Here is a 15,695-nt window from a genome sequence, read left to right on the forward strand (position 1 = left end):
CGGCGATAAATCAGACAGGGATTACAGGAGAAAACAATGCAGATAACGATGCGTAGAAGCTTACTGGCAGCAGGGATATTAAGTAGCGTCATGACGCTGCCCGCCTGGGCCGCGGGTGATGCGGTGATCGCCGTCGCCTCAAATTTCACCACGCTTGATCCCTATGACGCTAACGACACCTTGTCCCAGGCGGTCGCGAAATCATTTTATCAGGGGCTGTTTGGCTTTGATAAAGATATGAAGCTGACCAATGTGCTGGCGGACAGTTACACGGTGAGCGGCGATGGCCTGACCTACACCATCAAGCTGCACTCAGGCGTGAAGTTTCAGGATGGCACCGACTTTAATGCCGAGGCGGTCAAGGTCAACCTGGATCGGGCCAGTAATCCCGACAACCATCTCAAACGTTATAACCTGTTTAAATACATCGCCAGCACGGAAGCGGTCGATCCCACGACGGTGAAGATTACGCTGAAGCAGCCGTTCTCGGCCTTTATTAATATCCTGGCGCACCCTGCGGCGGTGATGATTTCCCCTGCCGCCCTGAAAAAATACGGTAAGGACATCGGTTTTCATCCGGTGGGCACCGGGCCGTTCGAATTTGTGACCTGGAATCAGACCGACTTTGTGAAGGTGAAGAAATGGGACGGCTACTGGAAAAAAGGCTATCCCAAACTCGACAGTATTACGTGGCGCCCGGTCGTGGATAACAATACGCGTGCGGCCATGCTGCAGACCGGTGAAGCGAACTTTGCCTTCCCGGTGCCTTATGAGCAGGCCAAATTGCTGGAGAAGGACAGCAAGCTGGACGTGGTGGTATCCCCCTCCATCATGCAGCGCTACATCAGCCTGAATGTGACACAAAAACCGTTTGATAATCCGAAAGTGCGTGAGGCGCTGGAGTACGCGATCAACCGCCAGGCACTGGTTAAAGTTGCGTTCGCCGGTTATGCCACACCTGCTACCGGCATAGTGCCTCCCTCTATTGCCTATGCGCAAACGTATCCGCCCATTCCTTACGATCCCGCTAAAGCAAAAGCGTTGCTGAAAGAAGCGGGTTATCCGAACGGTTTCGGCACCACGCTCTGGTCGTCGCATAACCACAGCACGGCACAGAAAGTGTTGCAGTTTGTTCAGCAGCAACTGGCACAGGTCGGCGTGAAGGTGAAAGTGACCGCGATGGATGCGGGACAGCGCGCAGCGGAAGTGGAAGGCAAGGGCCAGAAAGAGAGTGGCGTGCGCATGTTCTACACTGGCTGGTCAGCCTCAACGGGTGAAGCCGACTGGGCGCTGACGCCGTTGTTCGCAACCGCAGCCTGGCCACCGGCGATCTTCAACACGGCGTTTTACAGCAATCCGAAGGTGGATAAAGACCTGGCCGACGCGCTGAAAACGACCGATCAGGCGGAAAAAGCCAAACTGTATAAAGATGCGCAGGACACCATCTGGAACGATCATCCGTGGATCCCGCTGGTGGTGGAGCAACTGGTGTCCGCACACAGCAAAAACCTGAGCGGTTTTTACATGATGCCGGACACGTCATTCAGTTTTGATGACGCCGAGATGAAGTAAGTCGCCGGACCTGTTCTGTCCTGAACAGGATGTGTGATGCCCGGTGCCTCGTCAGCAATGAGGCACCGGGCAGGTCAGCTGCGCTGCTGACTGTTGTGTGGGATGTCACATGGTTAACTATTTTCTTAAACGCCTGCTGGGCCTGATTCCCACGCTGTTTATCGTGGCAGTGCTGGTGTTTCTGTTTGTCCATTTGCTGCCGGGCGATCCGGCGCGGCTGATTGCCGGACAGGAAGCCGATGCGTCTGTGGTGGCATTGGTCCGTCAGGAGCTGGGCCTGGATAAACCCCTGCCGGTGCAGTTCGTGCACTTTATCGTCAATGCGCTGCAGGGGGATTTTGGTCAGTCGCTGGTTTCCCGGCGTCCGGTTTCGGCGGAAATCGCTACGCGTTTTATGCCAACCCTGTGGCTGACGCTCACCAGCATGGTGTGGGCGGTGATCCTGGGCATGGCGATCGGCATTGTTTCGGCCGTATGGCGCAATCGCTGGCCGGATCGCCTCGGCATGACGCTCGCAGTTTCGGGTATCTCTTTTCCGGCTTTTGCCCTGGGCATGTTACTGATGGACGTGTTTTCCGTCCAGTTGGGCTGGTTGCCTACGGTGGGCGCAGACAGCTGGCAGCACTATATTTTGCCCTCTCTCACGCTGGGCGCGGCGGTAGCGGCTGTGATGGCCCGTTTCACCCGGGCATCCTTTGTGGAGGTGATGCAGGAAGATTACATGCGCACCGCGCGTGCCAAAGGCGTCAGTGAGTACCGCGTGGTGATTAAGCACGGTCTGCGGAATGCCATGATACCGGTGGTCACCATGATGGGCCTGCAGTTTGGTTTCCTGCTGGGTGGCTCGATTGTGGTTGAGGTCGTGTTCAACTGGCCGGGGCTGGGACGCCTGCTGGTGGATTCGGTACAGATGCGTGACTATCCGGTGATTCAGGCAGAGGTATTGCTGTTTTCGCTGGAGTTTATTTTGATCAATCTGATTGTCGATATGCTGTATGCCGTCATTAACCCGGCGATTCGCTTTAAGGACACCTGATGAAAAACTGGCGACGGGAAGCGGCACTCAAAAACATGCCACTGCTGGACAGCAACCGGGTAAGAACGCCCTGGCGGGAATTCTGGCGACGCTTTCGTCGTCAGCCGGTCGCTCTGCTGGCGGGCCTGTTTGTTCTGGTGCTGATCGTACTGGCGTTTACGGCACCGTATGTCGCGCCATTCGATGCGGAAAATTACTTTGATTATGACCGACTCAACGACGGCCCCTCACTGGTGCACTGGTTTGGCGTGGATTCACTGGGACGCGATATCTTTAGCCGCGTGCTGGTGGGAACCCGAATTTCGCTTCTCGCCGGCTTCGTTTCCGTCGCGATAGGGGCGATAGTGGGGACGCTGGCAGGACTGCTGGCGGGCTACTATGAAGGCTGGTGGGACAGGATCACCATGCGCATCTGCGACGTGCTGTTTGCGTTTCCCGGCATTTTGCTGGCGATTGCCGTCGTGGCCATCATGGGCAGTGGCATCAGTAACGTCATTATCGCCGTGGCGATATTCAGTATTCCCGCCTTTGCCCGCCTGGTGCGCGGCAATACGCTGGTACTGAAACGGCAAACCTACATCGAGTCAGCCCGCAGTATCGGAGCGTCAGACTGGACGATCATGATACGTCACCTGCTGCCCGGCACGGTATCCTCTATTGTGGTGTACTTCACCATGCGCATCGGGACCTCGATTATCACCGCCGCAAGCCTGTCATTTCTGGGGCTGGGCGCGCAGCCACCGACGCCAGAGTGGGGCGCGATGCTCAACGAAGCGCGCGCGGATATGGTTATCGCGCCGCACGTGGCGATTTTTCCGGCACTGGCTATTTTTTTCACGGTTTTAGCCTTTAATTTGCTTGGCGACGGGCTACGTGACGCACTTGATCCTAAACTGAAGACATGAAACCTTTTGACTATGAACAAGACTTCAGCACCATCGACTTCCGCAAACATCCTGAACGTTATCAGGTCGGGCGCGGTGAGCAGGGCGTGCTGATGGTCCAGCCCTATAAAGGCGAAATCCTGCCGCACTGGCGTTTTCGTAACGTTGAGGTTGCGAAAGCCTCGGCAGAAGAAATCATGCGGCTGTTCGAAGCCTATCGCCAGCAGGATGACTTTGTGGGCATGGACATGGCGCGCAAATTTATTCAAATGGGCTACACCCGTGCGCGCCGCTACAGCAACCATAAGGGCGGACGAAAATACGATGCGGAGGGCAAGGAGTTGCCCCGGGGCAGGGACGAAGAAAAGGCCGCTGCGGCGGCCATTTTCAAAGCGTACTGGGATAAGCTACGGGCAGATGACGACTATCTGGCGCGCAAAAAAGCGCACCAGCAGAAGTATGGTTAGACGCGGCTCGCCCACAAATCGTATTCGTCAGCATGTTCCACTTTGACACGCAGAACATCGCCCGGCTTAACGTTGCTCTCGCCATTCAGATAAACGGCACCATCGATCTCTGGCGCGTCAGCCATGCTGCGACCAATCGCGCCTTCTTCATCGACTTCATCAATGATGACCATAATTTCACGGCCGATTTTTTCCTGCAGGCGCTCGGCAGAGATCTGCTGCTGCAACTGCATAAAGCGGTCATAACGTTCCTGTTTCACTGCGTCATTGACCGGATCGGGTAACTGGTTTGCCGTTGCGCCTTCAACCGGGCTGTACTGGAAGCAACCCACACGATCCAGACGCGCTTCTTTAATAAAGTCGAGCAGCATCTGGAAGTCTTCTTCGGTTTCGCCGGGGAAGCCTACAATAAACGTTGAGCGCAGCGTCAGCGTCGGGCAGATCTCACGCCAGCGCTTAATGCGCTCCAGCGTGCGTTCCACGGCACCCGGACGCTTCATCAGCTTCAGAATGCGTGGGCTGGCGTGCTGAAGCGGGATATCCAGATACGGCAGAATCTTGCCTTCTGCCATCAGTGGAATCACGTCGTCCACGTGAGGATAAGGATAAACATAATGCAGGCGAACCCACACGCCGAGTTTCGCTAACTGCTCGCACAGGCTCACCATGCTGGTTTTCACCGGCGCGCCGTTCCAGAACCCTGTGCGGTGTTTCACGTCCACGCCGTAAGCCGAGGTATCCTGCGAAATGACCAGCAACTCTTTCACGCCCGCTTCAACCAGCCGTTTTGCTTCGTCCAGCACTTCGCCAATGGCACGACTGTCGAGATCGCCGCGCATAGACGGGATGATACAGAAGGTGCAGCGATGGTTGCAGCCTTCAGAAATTTTCAGGTAAGCGTAATGACGCGGCGTCAGCTTCACGCCCTGTTGCGGCACCAGGCTCAGGAACGGATTATGTTGGGGCTTCGGCACGTAGCGGTGCACGTGCGACAGCACTTGTTCATAGCTGTGCGGACCGGTGATTTCCAGTACCTTCGGGTGCACTTCGCGAATCTGGTCGACTTTCGCTCCCAGGCAGCCGGTCACAATCACCTTGCCGTTTTCGTTCAGGGCTTCACCGATCGCTTCCAGCGATTCCTGGACGGCGCTGTCGATGAATCCGCAGGTGTTGACGATAACGATTTCCGCATCGTCATAGCGTGGGACCACCTCATAGCCCTCGGTGCGCAGTTCCGTCAGAATGCGCTCAGAGTCGACAAGGTTTTTGGGGCAGCCAAGCGAGACAAATCCCACGCGCGGCGGCAGTGTAGTAGTAGTGGACATAAGGTGGTTTCCGGTTCAGCACAGCAATGGCGCGCGATTTTACCTGTGTTGCGATGAAAATTGTAGCGTTATCTGACCTCAGGCATAACAGTGTAAAGTCACGCAAAAAACCGTAAAGGGTTCCCGAGAGTGACAGGCGTTTAAGCCGATGATCGGAAAGGAAGAAAACCGCAGTAACCCGCCGTTTTGCAAAAGGATTTCTAATAAATAGCTAAAAATTAATTCGTTAATTTTCTTATCAACGCAGGTGATAACGCCATTTGAAGGTCATATTGTTGGTTGATATTTGCTTGTTTTCATTAATAATGATTCGCTTAACAAGTGCTGAGAGCCTGGCCTTTCAGACAATGACGTGGATAATGTGAGAGCAAAATAATGAAAGAGATCATTAACGGGTTTCTGAGTTTTCAGCAGACTGTCTTTCCTGAAAGAGAGGCGCTGTTCAAAAGTCTGGCCTCAAATCAGAACCCGAAAGCCCTGTTTATCTCTTGCTCAGACAGCCGTCTGGTGCCGGAGCTGGTCACGCAGCAGGAACCCGGTCAGCTATTCGTTATCCGTAATGCGGGCAACATTGTGCCGTCTTTTGGGCCGGAGCCGGGTGGCGTGTCAGCCACCATTGAGTATGCGGTGATGGTGCTGGGCGTTTCTGACATCATCATCTGTGGCCACTCTAACTGCGGTGCGATGAACGCGATTTCGTCCTGTGCCTGCATGGACAGCATGCCAGCCGTCGAGCACTGGCTGCGCTTTGCCGATGCGGCCAAAGCGGTGGTGGAGCAGCGTGACTATGAATCACCCGAGAAAAAGCTCAACGCTATGGTGCAGGAGAACGTGATTGCGCAGCTAAACAACATGAAAACCCATCCTTCGGTGTCGGTAGGGTTACGTCAGGGCAAGCTGCGTCTGCATGGCTGGGTTTACGACATTGAGTCGGGCACCATTCTGGCGCTCACGCCGGGCGGTAAAGAGTTCATCTCACTGGCGGATAATCCCGAGACCTTTTTCGAGTAAGTTCCGTTTGCCCGCGCCGTTCAGGTCGCGGGCCCCTTACCGCCTGTTTTTTCATCCCGTCTTTATCACGCCCACGCTGTTTAATCTTTTGTAAATCCTCAACATCATGCCGGACAGGCTGACTACGCTTAAACACACTGCCTCTGTCTGGAGAATGCTATGACCCGTGTTTCCACCCTACTGTTACTGAATGGCGCGTTACTCGTTTCCAGCCCGTTATGGGCGGATGATCTGACGGTGAAGGTGCTTCAGGATAAGCTGGACCATCCCTGGTCGGTGGCCTTTTTACCGGATAACCAGACGTTACTCATCACTGAACGCGCTGGCCAGTTGCGTAGCTGGCGACCTGATACCGGTTTATCTGAGCCGATTAAGGGCGTGCCCGCGGTGTGGGCGCAGCGACAGAGCGGCCTGCTGGATGTGGTGCTGGCCCCGGATTTTGCCCAGAGCCGTCGGGTGTGGCTCAGCTATACCAAAGCGGACAGCGACGGCAAGGCGGGGGCCGTCGTGGGTTATGGCACACTCAGCGACGATCATCGCCAGCTGACCGATTTTCATGAAGTCATCAGCCAAACGCCCCGGCTCTCAAGAGGTAACAATATCGGCACCCGGCTGGCCTTTGACCGTCAGGGGTTTGTGTGGATTGCCTTCGGGGATAATTTTGTCAGCAGCGCCGCCCAGGATCTCGACAAGCTCCAGGGAAAACTGCTGCGCCTGAACGGCGACGGTAGCGTTCCCAGGGATAATCCTTTCGTGGGCAGGCAGGGTGCCCGGCCTGAAATCTGGGCCTACGGTTTACGTAACCCACAAGGCCTGGCGCTTAATCCCTGGACACAGGTCATGTGGGAAAGTGAGCACGGCCCACGCGGTGGCGATGAGGTCAACGTGATCGAAAAAGGGAAAAATTATGGTTGGCCGCTGGCGACCTACGGCATTGATTACAACGGCAGCAAGGTTCCTGAATCGAAAGGCACGCACGTGGCGGGCACGGAACAGCCGGTATTTTACTGGAAAGTTTCACCGGCGCTAAGCGGCATGGCCTTTTATAACAGTGCCCGTTTCCCCCAGTGGAAAAACTCGCTCTTTATCGGGGCGCTGAAAGAGAAGCAACTGATTCGACTGCGTGTCAATGGTGAAAAAGTCGTTGAGGCGCAACGCCTGCTGGGTGAGCGAAACGAACGCATTCGTGATGTCCGCCAGGGGCCGGATGGGTATCTGTATGTGTTGACGGATGAAGCTAACGGCAAGCTCCTGAAGGTAGGGCTGGCGCAGGACGCCAGCGCCTCCCGCGGTTAACTTAACGCGCCCAGTGGTAAACCGGCCAGCCGCGTTTTTCGGCTTCCTGGCGTAACGGTTCCGCAGGGTTAATCACGTGAGCATAATCGGCCTGCACCAGCATCGGCAGGTCGTTCAGAGAATCACTGTAAGCCCAGGTATGTGAGTAGTGTTCATCCGGCCGCTGGGCTTTCCATTCTTCCACCCGCGTCACTTTGCCCTGCTGAAAGGTCATCGTTCCGTAGGTGTTGCCGCTGTAGCGCTCATCCACCACTTCCACACCGATGGCGAGGGCACCGCAGGCCCCTAACTGGCGGGCAATCGGCGTCACCAGATGTTCACCGCTGGCGGAGATAACAATGATTCTGTCGCCACGTGACTGATGCCATTTGAGACGTTCCCGGGCTTCAGGATAGACGCGCGGCATAATGTCGCGATGAATAAAGCGGCGGATCCAGCCCTCAACCGTCAGGGTCGCCATGCCGCTTAACGGGGACAGCGTTTTATGCATATAGTCTTCAATGGACAGCGTCCCGGCGTAATACTGGCGCATGAGCGCCTGCTCTTCCTCAATCAGCTCACTGGACGCAAAGCCTTGTGAAACCAGCCAGCGCAGCCACAGGCCTGTGCTGTCTTCACTAATCAGCGTTTCATCCAGATCAAACAGTGCCAGGTCCATACGGGTTCTCCTCGAGTGAATAGCGTCAGGTTAACCCAGTTTTGTGACGGCCTTAACTTTCTGATGAAAATTTCGGAATTTAACGCATTTTTATGGACGACACTGTTGCCGGAAAATGGCACGCGCGCGGCGGTCATGCCAGGGTTAATCTACTAAAATCTATAAAACTTTACGATTAAGCGGTTTTTTTCAGTCACGCCAGCGGGTAGCGTTCTGACAGAGGGTTTCACGCCTTTGACTTTCCGTTTTAACAAGGACAATCCGGTCAAGCTCATGACAAAAACTAGCTTCTCATCTCACCTGCGGCGCGTCGCTGCCACCTCTTTGCTACTGATTGCACCGATGACTGTATTGGCAGTACAGGCACCGGATGCTCCTCAAATTGATGCCAAAGCCTGGATCTTAATCGACTATGCCAGCGGCAAGGTCCTGACCGAGTCCAATGCGGACCAGCGGCTTGATCCAGCCAGCCTGACCAAAATGATGACCAGCTATGTGGTTGGGCAGGCAATTAAAGCCGGCAAAATTAAGCCAGATGACATGGTGACCGTAGGACAGGATGCCTGGGCGACCGGCAACCCCAAACTGCGCGGATCGTCGCTGATGTTTCTTAAACCGGGCGATCGTATTCCGGTGCATGAGCTGAATAAAGGCATTGTGATCCAGTCAGGCAATGATGCCTGTATCGCGCTGGCCGACTATGTGGCAGGCAGTCAGGACGCGTTTATCGGGCTGATGAATAACTACGTTAAAGCGCTGGGGCTGACCAATACACATTTCATGACGGTACACGGTCTGGATGCGGAAGGGCAGTACAGTACCGCACGGGATATGGCGCTGCTTGGTCAGGCGTTGATCCGCGACGTGCCGGAAGAGTACGCACTGAATAAAGAGAAAGAGTTCACCTTCAATCATATTCGCCAGATGAACCGCAACCGTCTGCTCTGGAGCACCAACCTTCACGTTGACGGCATCAAGACGGGCCATACGTCAGGCGCAGGTAATAATCTGGTCGCCTCGGCAACCGAGGGCGATATGCGACTGATTTCGGTGGTGCTGGGCACCGCCAGCGATGCCATTCGCTTCCGTGAAAGCGAAAAGCTACTGACCTGGGGTTTCCGCTTCTTTGAAACGGTTACGCCAGTAAAAGCGGGTGCCCCGTTCGCCCAGCAGCGCGTCTGGTTTGGTGATCAGAGTCAGGTCAGTCTGGGCGTGGCGAAAGATGCCGCGCTGACCATTCCAAAAGGTCAGATGAAAAACCTGAAAGCCAGCTATACGCTGTCATCGCCCCAGTTAGAAGCGCCGCTGAAAAAGAATCAGGTCGTCGGCACCATTAATTTCCAGCTGGATGGCAAAACCATTGAACAGCGGCCACTGGTCGTGCTGCAGGATGTGCCGGAGGGCGGCTTCTTCAGCCGGATGATCGATTTTGTGATGATGAAGTTCAACGGCTGGTTCGGGAAGTGGTTCAGCTAACAATCAGGGACGCGATGGCGTCCCTTTTTTACGGCAGGCGGCCCGTTCGGCCCTGAAATCCACGTACGTTTGCGCCGACATCAGCAAAAGATTAACTCTGCGTCCAGCCTTTACGAATCGGTAGCGCAAACAGCAGTCGGTAAGCGGGGTTAAGAACATTCAACAGGCGTTCACCATAAAGCTGCCAGGCAAGATGCGACGCCAGACAACCCAGCATACCTACCAGCAAGCCGCCCAGCATATCCATTGGCCAGTGCACGCCCAAATAAATACGTGACCAGGCGATTGCGGTACCTACGACCATCAGGATGACGCCTGACCAGAGGCGGTGCCAGAAGAGAAAGGCCAGCGCAAAAGTAAAAATGGTGGTGCCATGATCGCTTGGATACGAGTCGTCAGGTGCGTGATGAAGAAACTGATAACCGAAACCAATGGCGAAAGGCCGCGGATGCGGTAACAGTTGACCAACGCACCAGGATATCGCCAGTGCGTAAAGCAGCGCGATGCCGGTTTTCAGCACCAGCACACGCTGTGACGCAACCTGATCGCGCGGGCCCCATAACCACAACGCCACAATCAAAAGTGGCACGATGGCAATGACGTCTCTGGCAATAAACGTGGCAAGCTGCAGTAACCAGTGAGGTGAGTCGGGCGTCGCGTTAATCGCCGTGAACAGGGTACGGTTTAATTCTTCCATTACGTGAACGGTTCCTCGTTTTACTGATGTTCAGATTTTCTCGATCCAAAAAAAGCCTGACAAGCAGGTCAAACCGGATGGAGTCTGTCGCATCTGCCAGCACACATTGCTAACAAATTAAGTCAGCTATCCTGAATCCAGATGCCCGGCGAGTCCATCACAAGGTTCTTAATCTGCACAGAGGTTGCAACGCGGTTTAACTTTTATGACTTTTTTGTGTTAAATAGGACGGGAGAAAAGCAGGCATAAAAAAACCCGCCGGGAAAAAGACCAGCGGGCTCCACAATTTGGGGATTTCAAAGAAAAGCAGTGGCACTTATTCAGACTGTGATCAAAATAAAAAGTTCTGGACGTCAGTAAAAAAATTTTATAAAGGCAATAACGGCCAGATAATGACGATTAGCGTGCCGGCCAGCGTCAGCAGGACGTTGGCAATAGCATAGGTGCCGGCATAGCCTAAAGCCGGAATATTGCTGCGCGCGGTATCACTGATAATTTCCATGGCTGGCGCGCAGGTGCGGGCACCCATAATCGCCCCAAACAGCAGTGCCCGGTTCATGCGCAGTATATAGGCACCAAACAGGTAGCAAATCACCACCGGCAGCAGGCTGACCAGCAGGCCGCACAACAGCATCAGCGCCCCGTTACTGGAAATACCGTGATCGATTCCACTGCCTGCACTCAGGCCAACCCCTGCCATAAACACCATCAGACCAAACTCTTTGACCATCGTCAGCGCACCCTGCGGAATATAGCCAAAGGTAGGATGGTTAGCCCGCAGGAAGCCCAGCATGATACCGGCAAATAACAGCCCGGCCGCGTTACCGATGCCAAAACTGAAGTTGCTGAACTGGAACGTGATCAGTCCTGTCATCAGGCCGATGATAAAAAAGGCGCAGAAAGCCAGTAAGTCGGTCATCTGGCTGTGAATAGCAATAAAGCCGATGCGATCGGCGACGCTTTTCACCCGGCGGGCTTCCCCGCTGACCTGCAACACATCGCCTTTGTTCAGCATAATATTGTCGTCGATAGGCATTTCTATCTGACTGCGAATGACGCGGTTTAAAAAGCAGCCGTGATCGGTCAGGTTAAGTTTGCTCAGCCGCTTGTTCACGGCATTGTGATTTTTCACCACAATCTCCTCGGTCACGATTCGCATGTCGAGCAAATCGCGATCAAAGACTTCTTTCCCGTTGCGGAAACTGGGATCCAGGCGCGCGTGCGCATCCGGGTAGCCCACCAGCGAAATGTCATCGCCCAGCTGGAGCACAGCATCGCCATCGGGGCTGGCGAGAATACCGTTGCGTCGGATACGTTCGATATAGCAGCCCGTCTGGCGATAGATGCCCAGCTCGCGCAGATTCTTACCGCCGCTCCATTCCACCAGCTCCGGGCCCACGCGATAGGCGCGGATAACGGGCAGAAAAACCTTACGCTGACTGTCGGCATCAAGACCGCGCTCACGCGCAATCTGTTGAGCACAGGTGGACAGATCCTGATGCTGCAGACGTGGCAGATAACGTGCACCGAAAATCAGGCTGACCAGCCCTACCAGATAGGTAACCGCATAGCCCAGACTGAGTTGATCCTGCATGATGCCTAACTGCCTGGGGTCGCTAATGCTCTGACGCAGCGTATCGCCCGCGCCCACCAGGACTGGCGTCGACGTCATCGAACCCGCCAGAACACCGGCGGTGAGACCGATGTCCCAGCCGAAAAGCTTGCCAAAGCCCAGCGCCAGCAGCAGAGCACTGGCGACCATGACAATGGCCAGCATGAAATAATTTTTCCCGTCCCGAAAGAAAATAGAGAAAAAGTTAGGGCCGGCTTCAATGCCGACACAAAAAATAAACAGCATAAAGCCCAGGCTCAGGGCATCGGTATTCATCGAGAAGTGTTGCTGGCCTAATAATAACGAAACGACTAATACGCCAATGGAATTTCCGAGCTGGACGGAGCCAAAACGTAATTTTCCTAAGCATAGTCCCAACGCCAGTACGAAAAATAATAACAAAATGTCATTACTTCTTAACAATTCTGCGATGTTAACATTCAACATTTTAACTTCTTGTTTACGTGTAACGTATTGAAGAGTGGTCTGTTTTTCGCTATCTTGTCCAGACCGTAAGCGTGCCGTTACGTCATCCATAATGACTGAGCGGATAACGCGGGTAATATTCTAATCAGAAAATACTTTCTCAGCCATTGGCGACTTTCATTCGTACACAAAACGACTGTTTATTTTTATTTCCACCAGGCTCATCAAGGTCAAAAGCGATGTTTTGGCGTGTTTTAAATGAGTGGGGAGTTATGCCGCAGCGTTATTATTTTTGGGCGACCTGTCTGTCAGGAGGTCTGCTTTATTGTCTGGTGTTTATTTTTGCCCAGGATTTTTGTGCCCTGGATAAACATGCGTTGCACAGTCAGCCTGCATTGTTGCTTTTTTTACTGCCGGGTGGATTGATGGCGTTTATGCAGCACTCGGCACCGCTGAAAAGTACGTTGATCATGGCTTCTGTTGGCACCTTGCTGGCGGCGCTGTTGCTGCACGGTATTTTCGCTGTGCCGGCACGCTGGGACTATATTATGGTCTGGAGCCTGAGTGGGATGTTCTGGGCAGGATGCGGCGCATTAATCGTCAGACTGATGAAGCTGATTGTGGCAATCAGACAGTAAGGCCGGAACGGCCTGCATCAGAGACCCGGCACTCTGCGAACGGTATCTGATGCAGGCAACGAAGAACTCACCCGTGAGGTCAGCGCGCTGACCGGGTGAGCGAAATCAGGCCACGAAGCCCAGATTCTCTTTCGTCCATGCGGCAAACTCGGTATAACCACCAATATGCTGCTCATCCAGGAAAATTTGCGGCACGGTGCTGACCGGTTTCCCCGCACTGGCCACTAAATCCGCTTTAGTAATGCCTTCCGCCTGAATATCTACATATTGATAGTTGAAATCATCACGCTCAGCTTGCAGTTTATCAGCCAGTTCTTTTGCGCGAACGCAGTACGGGCAGCCGGGACGACCAAAAATAACAGCAATCATCGAAAACTCCTTGCAAGGGACGTCGTGTGAGTGACACGGAATCACGTCAGAAAAGCCGCTTATGATGCCCGCTCGTTGCGCTTAAAGAAAGCAGGAATTACCTGTTAGTCTAATGCCCGTCCCCGATGAATCCGTCGCACGTCGGCAGAACGGAACAATCCCGACACCTCTGATGTGCAAATTTGCGGATGTTAACCATAATTGGGGGGCGATTGGCCTTGAGGCAGGAGAAACGCATGCAAAACGTCGCTAAATTGCCGAAAGCACTGCTGGTGATGGAAGCGCTGGGTGGGTTACTGATTGCCTGTGCACTGCTGGTTGTGAATCACTGGTTCCCCGGCCTGCCGGGCCGCCTGGCTACACCCGGGCTGGCTACCGCGCTGTTTATCATCGGCATTCTGCTAATGTTGCCTGCCGCCTGGCTCCTGATGTGGCGCAGTGCGAAAGCGCTTGCGCCGCAGTTGTTCAACCTTTCCGACAAAAAAAGATAAATCAGCTGGAGACTTTATGACACCGACAATCGATTTACTGTGCAGCCACCGTTCAATTCGCGCGTTCACTGACCAGCCGGTAAGCGCTGAACAGCGCGAAGCGATTATTGCTGCGGCGCAATCGGCGTCCACGTCCAGCTTTTTGCAGTGCTCATCCATCATCCGTATCACCGATCCGGCCATGCGTGAGCAGCTGGTGACATTAACAGGCGGACAGACATGGGTAGGGGAAGCCGCTGAGTTTTGGGTATTTTGTGCTGACTTTAATCGTCATCTGCAAATTTGTCCTGATGCGCAGCTGGGCCGCGCAGAACAACTGCTGCTGGGCTGTGTCGATACGGCGCTGATGGCGCAAAATGCCATGGTTGCAGCAGAGTCGCTGGGGCTGGGCGGCGTTTTTATTGGTGGCATCCGTAACAATATCGCTCAGGTAACAGAACTGCTGGGGCTGCCAAAATTTGTCCTGCCGCTGTTTGGTTTTTGTCTGGGCTATCCCGAATCGGTGCCGGATGTGAAGCCGCGTATTCCCCAGGCCATGTTAGTGCATGAAAATCGCTATCAACCAGTGGATCCGGCCGTGCTGGCTGATTACGATAACCGGACGGCGATCTATTACGAACAACGCGACAGCAACCAGCGCAGCGAAACCTGGAGTCAGTTGATTCAGCGCCTGATTATTAAAGAAACGCGCCCGTTTATGCTGGACTACCTGCATCAGCAGGGCTGGGCAACACGCTAATACAACCCAAGGATTTTAATTGATGAAAATGGCTATTCTGTCGCGCGATGGATCGCTCTATTCCTGCCGCCGTTTACGTGAAGTCGCCGAACAGCGTGGTCATTTTGTACAAATCATTGATCCTCTTTCCTGCTACATGAACATCAATTCTGCCTCGCCCGGTATCCATTATCGTGGCGAGTTGCTGGGTCACTTCGATGCCGTGATTCCCCGTATCGGTACCGGAATCACCTTCTATGGCACGGCGGTGCTGCGCCAGTTTGAGATGTGCGGCAGCTATCCACTCAATGAGTCCGCTGCGGTCACGCGTGCCCGGGACAAACTGCGTTCCCTGCAACTGCTCGCCCGTGATGGCATCGACATGCCGGTGACCGGGTTCGCCTCGTCGCCCGATGATACACAGGACCTGATCGCCATGGTGGGCGGTGCGCCGCTGGTGGTAAAGCTCGTCGAGGGCACGCAGGGCATCGGCGTGGTTCTGGCGGAAACCCGCCAGGCGGCTGAAAGTGTCATCGATGCGTTTCGTGGACTGAATGCGCATATTTTGGTGCAGGAGTTTATTCAGGAAGCGCGCGGATGCGATGTACGCTGTCTGGTGATTGGCGACCGGGTCGTAGCGGCCATTGAGCGTCAGGCAAAAGAGGGCGATTTTCGTTCGAATTTGCACCGGGGCGGCAAAGCCCGCATCGTTGACATCAGTGAGCAGGAACGTCTGATGGCCGTTAAAGCGGCGGCGGTGTTGGGGCTGGATGTCGCGGGTGTAGATATTCTGCGTTCAAATCGCGGTCCACTGGTGATGGAAGTGAATGCCTCGCCCGGTCTGGAAGGTATTGAAACTACAAGTGGTCTTAACATTGCAGGTATGATGATCGATCATATTGAGCGGTACGCTACCCCCGGGCACCGTCCTAAAACCGCAGGTTGACCCGCGCTTTTCAGTGGTTTTCGTGGAAACTCACCACATTTTTCCGTAAGCTAAGTCGCTTATTTATCACCCC

Annotated in this window: 16 protein-coding genes; 11 read left to right on the forward strand and 5 right to left on the reverse strand. The window is 54.3% G+C overall.

The features are described from left to right. The first annotated feature begins 36 nt into the window (after nt 1–36). The 4 genes from gsiB to C1N64_RS09280 all read left to right on the forward strand — a co-directional run bounded on the left by gsiB (nt 37) and on the right by C1N64_RS09280 (nt 3,959). The gene (gsiB, locus tag C1N64_RS09265) at nt 37–1,572 is read left to right on the forward strand and encodes a glutathione ABC transporter substrate-binding protein GsiB (protein ID WP_394515440.1); all 1,536 of its coding nucleotides are present in this window, start codon (nt 37–39) and stop codon (nt 1,570–1,572) included. A gap of 109 nt (nt 1,573–1,681) precedes the next feature. Then, entirely contained in the window at nt 1,682–2,608 is a 927-nt protein-coding gene (gene gsiC / locus C1N64_RS09270) for a glutathione ABC transporter permease GsiC (protein WP_058701044.1), read from the forward strand. Continuing rightward, nucleotides 2,608–3,513, forward strand: coding sequence for a glutathione ABC transporter permease GsiD (gene gsiD, locus C1N64_RS09275; protein WP_283787409.1), 906 nt, complete (start codon nt 2,608–2,610; stop codon nt 3,511–3,513). Before gsiC ends, gsiD begins: the two co-directional genes overlap by 1 nt. Beyond that, the gene (locus tag C1N64_RS09280; protein ID WP_394515441.1) at nt 3,510–3,959 is read left to right on the forward strand and encodes a DUF4385 domain-containing protein; all 450 of its coding nucleotides are present in this window, start codon (nt 3,510–3,512) and stop codon (nt 3,957–3,959) included. The genes gsiD and C1N64_RS09280 overlap by 4 nt, the downstream gene beginning before the upstream one ends. On the opposite strand, the gene rimO is transcribed toward C1N64_RS09280, so the two are convergent. Next, nucleotides 3,956–5,284, reverse strand: coding sequence for a 30S ribosomal protein S12 methylthiotransferase RimO (gene rimO, locus C1N64_RS09285; protein WP_394515442.1), 1,329 nt, complete (start codon nt 5,282–5,284; stop codon nt 3,956–3,958). The two genes, C1N64_RS09280 and rimO, sit on opposite strands and share 4 nt — an antisense overlap. Before the next feature lie 375 nt (nt 5,285–5,659). Here rimO and C1N64_RS09290 point away from each other — a divergent pair, with 375 nt between their 5' ends. Both C1N64_RS09290 and C1N64_RS09295 read left to right on the forward strand, forming a co-directional pair. After that, nucleotides 5,660–6,295, forward strand: coding sequence for a carbonic anhydrase (locus tag C1N64_RS09290; RefSeq protein ID WP_033737671.1), 636 nt, complete (start codon nt 5,660–5,662; stop codon nt 6,293–6,295). A 159-nt stretch (nt 6,296–6,454) separates the two neighbouring features. Next, complete coding sequence (locus C1N64_RS09295) at nt 6,455–7,591, forward strand: PQQ-dependent sugar dehydrogenase (protein ID WP_394515443.1); 1,137 nt, start codon at nt 6,455–6,457, stop codon at nt 7,589–7,591. Between the two features lies 1 nt (nt 7,592). Here C1N64_RS09295 and C1N64_RS09300 read toward each other — a convergent pair whose 3' ends face one another. Beyond that, nucleotides 7,593–8,249: an HAD family hydrolase gene (locus C1N64_RS09300; protein WP_039341391.1), complete on the reverse strand. Its 657-nt coding sequence runs from the start codon at nt 8,247–8,249 to the stop codon at nt 7,593–7,595. A gap of 273 nt (nt 8,250–8,522) precedes the next feature. Here C1N64_RS09300 and C1N64_RS09305 point away from each other — a divergent pair, with 273 nt between their 5' ends. Beyond that, nucleotides 8,523–9,725 (forward strand): serine hydrolase, encoded by a 1,203-nt coding sequence (locus C1N64_RS09305; protein WP_162286248.1) that lies wholly within the window; start codon nt 8,523–8,525, stop codon nt 9,723–9,725. Between the two features lie 91 nt (nt 9,726–9,816). Here C1N64_RS09305 and ybjG read toward each other — a convergent pair whose 3' ends face one another. Together ybjG and C1N64_RS09315 are read right to left on the reverse strand one after the other, a co-directional pair. Further along, nucleotides 9,817–10,422, reverse strand: coding sequence for an undecaprenyl-diphosphate phosphatase (gene ybjG, locus C1N64_RS09310; protein ID WP_033737669.1), 606 nt, complete (start codon nt 10,420–10,422; stop codon nt 9,817–9,819). A gap of 367 nt (nt 10,423–10,789) precedes the next feature. After that, nucleotides 10,790–12,478 carry an aspartate:alanine antiporter gene (locus C1N64_RS09315; RefSeq protein ID WP_033737775.1) on the reverse strand — a complete coding sequence of 563 codons (1,689 nt, stop codon included), beginning with the start codon at nt 12,476–12,478 and terminating at the stop codon, nt 10,790–10,792. Nucleotides 12,479–12,732: 254 nt separating this feature from the next. On the opposite strand from C1N64_RS09315, the gene ybjM reads away from it, so the two are divergent. Further along, entirely contained in the window at nt 12,733–13,098 is a 366-nt protein-coding gene (gene ybjM, locus C1N64_RS09320) for an inner membrane protein YbjM (RefSeq protein ID WP_033737668.1), read from the forward strand. A gap of 105 nt (nt 13,099–13,203) precedes the next feature. Here ybjM and C1N64_RS09325 read toward each other — a convergent pair whose 3' ends face one another. Beyond that, nucleotides 13,204–13,467, reverse strand: a complete 264-nt coding sequence (locus tag C1N64_RS09325) for a GrxA family glutaredoxin (protein ID WP_394515444.1) — start codon at nt 13,465–13,467, stop codon at nt 13,204–13,206. A gap of 236 nt (nt 13,468–13,703) precedes the next feature. Here C1N64_RS09325 and C1N64_RS09330 point away from each other — a divergent pair, with 236 nt between their 5' ends. The 3 genes from C1N64_RS09330 to rimK are packed head-to-tail and all read left to right on the forward strand — an operon-like array spanning nt 13,704 to nt 15,622. Next, nucleotides 13,704–13,958 (forward strand): DUF1418 family protein, encoded by a 255-nt coding sequence (locus tag C1N64_RS09330; protein ID WP_033737666.1) that lies wholly within the window; start codon nt 13,704–13,706, stop codon nt 13,956–13,958. Nucleotides 13,959–13,974: 16 nt separating this feature from the next. Beyond that, nucleotides 13,975–14,697 carry an oxygen-insensitive NADPH nitroreductase gene (gene nfsA / locus C1N64_RS09335; RefSeq protein ID WP_033737665.1) on the forward strand — a complete coding sequence of 241 codons (723 nt, stop codon included), beginning with the start codon at nt 13,975–13,977 and terminating at the stop codon, nt 14,695–14,697. A gap of 22 nt (nt 14,698–14,719) precedes the next feature. Beyond that, nucleotides 14,720–15,622, forward strand: a complete 903-nt coding sequence (gene rimK, locus C1N64_RS09340) for a 30S ribosomal protein S6--L-glutamate ligase (RefSeq protein WP_033737664.1) — start codon at nt 14,720–14,722, stop codon at nt 15,620–15,622. The last annotated feature ends 73 nt before the right edge of the window (nt 15,623–15,695 follow it).

The organism is Pantoea sp. SGAir0215, from assembly GCF_043543215.1.

Coding starts and splice junctions, on each gene's coding strand:
- gsiB (WP_394515440.1), top strand. CDS start 37: ATGCAGATAACGATGCGTAGAAGCTTACTGGCAGCAGGGATATTAAGT.
- gsiC (WP_058701044.1), top strand. CDS start 1,682: ATGGTTAACTATTTTCTTAAACGCCTGCTGGGCCTGATTCCCACGCTG.
- gsiD (WP_283787409.1), top strand. CDS start 2,608: ATGAAAAACTGGCGACGGGAAGCGGCACTCAAAAACATGCCACTGCTG.
- C1N64_RS09280 (WP_394515441.1), top strand. CDS start 3,510: ATGAAACCTTTTGACTATGAACAAGACTTCAGCACCATCGACTTCCGC.
- rimO (WP_394515442.1), bottom strand. CDS start 5,284: ATGTCCACTACTACTACACTGCCGCCGCGCGTGGGATTTGTCTCGCTT.
- C1N64_RS09290 (WP_033737671.1), top strand. CDS start 5,660: ATGAAAGAGATCATTAACGGGTTTCTGAGTTTTCAGCAGACTGTCTTT.
- C1N64_RS09295 (WP_394515443.1), top strand. CDS start 6,455: ATGACCCGTGTTTCCACCCTACTGTTACTGAATGGCGCGTTACTCGTT.
- C1N64_RS09300 (WP_039341391.1), bottom strand. CDS start 8,249: ATGGACCTGGCACTGTTTGATCTGGATGAAACGCTGATTAGTGAAGAC.
- C1N64_RS09305 (WP_162286248.1), top strand. CDS start 8,523: ATGACAAAAACTAGCTTCTCATCTCACCTGCGGCGCGTCGCTGCCACC.
- ybjG (WP_033737669.1), bottom strand. CDS start 10,422: ATGGAAGAATTAAACCGTACCCTGTTCACGGCGATTAACGCGACGCCC.
- ybjM (WP_033737668.1), top strand. CDS start 12,733: ATGCCGCAGCGTTATTATTTTTGGGCGACCTGTCTGTCAGGAGGTCTG.
- C1N64_RS09325 (WP_394515444.1), bottom strand. CDS start 13,467: ATGATTGCTGTTATTTTTGGTCGTCCCGGCTGCCCGTACTGCGTTCGC.
- C1N64_RS09330 (WP_033737666.1), top strand. CDS start 13,704: ATGCAAAACGTCGCTAAATTGCCGAAAGCACTGCTGGTGATGGAAGCG.
- nfsA (WP_033737665.1), top strand. CDS start 13,975: ATGACACCGACAATCGATTTACTGTGCAGCCACCGTTCAATTCGCGCG.
- rimK (WP_033737664.1), top strand. CDS start 14,720: ATGAAAATGGCTATTCTGTCGCGCGATGGATCGCTCTATTCCTGCCGC.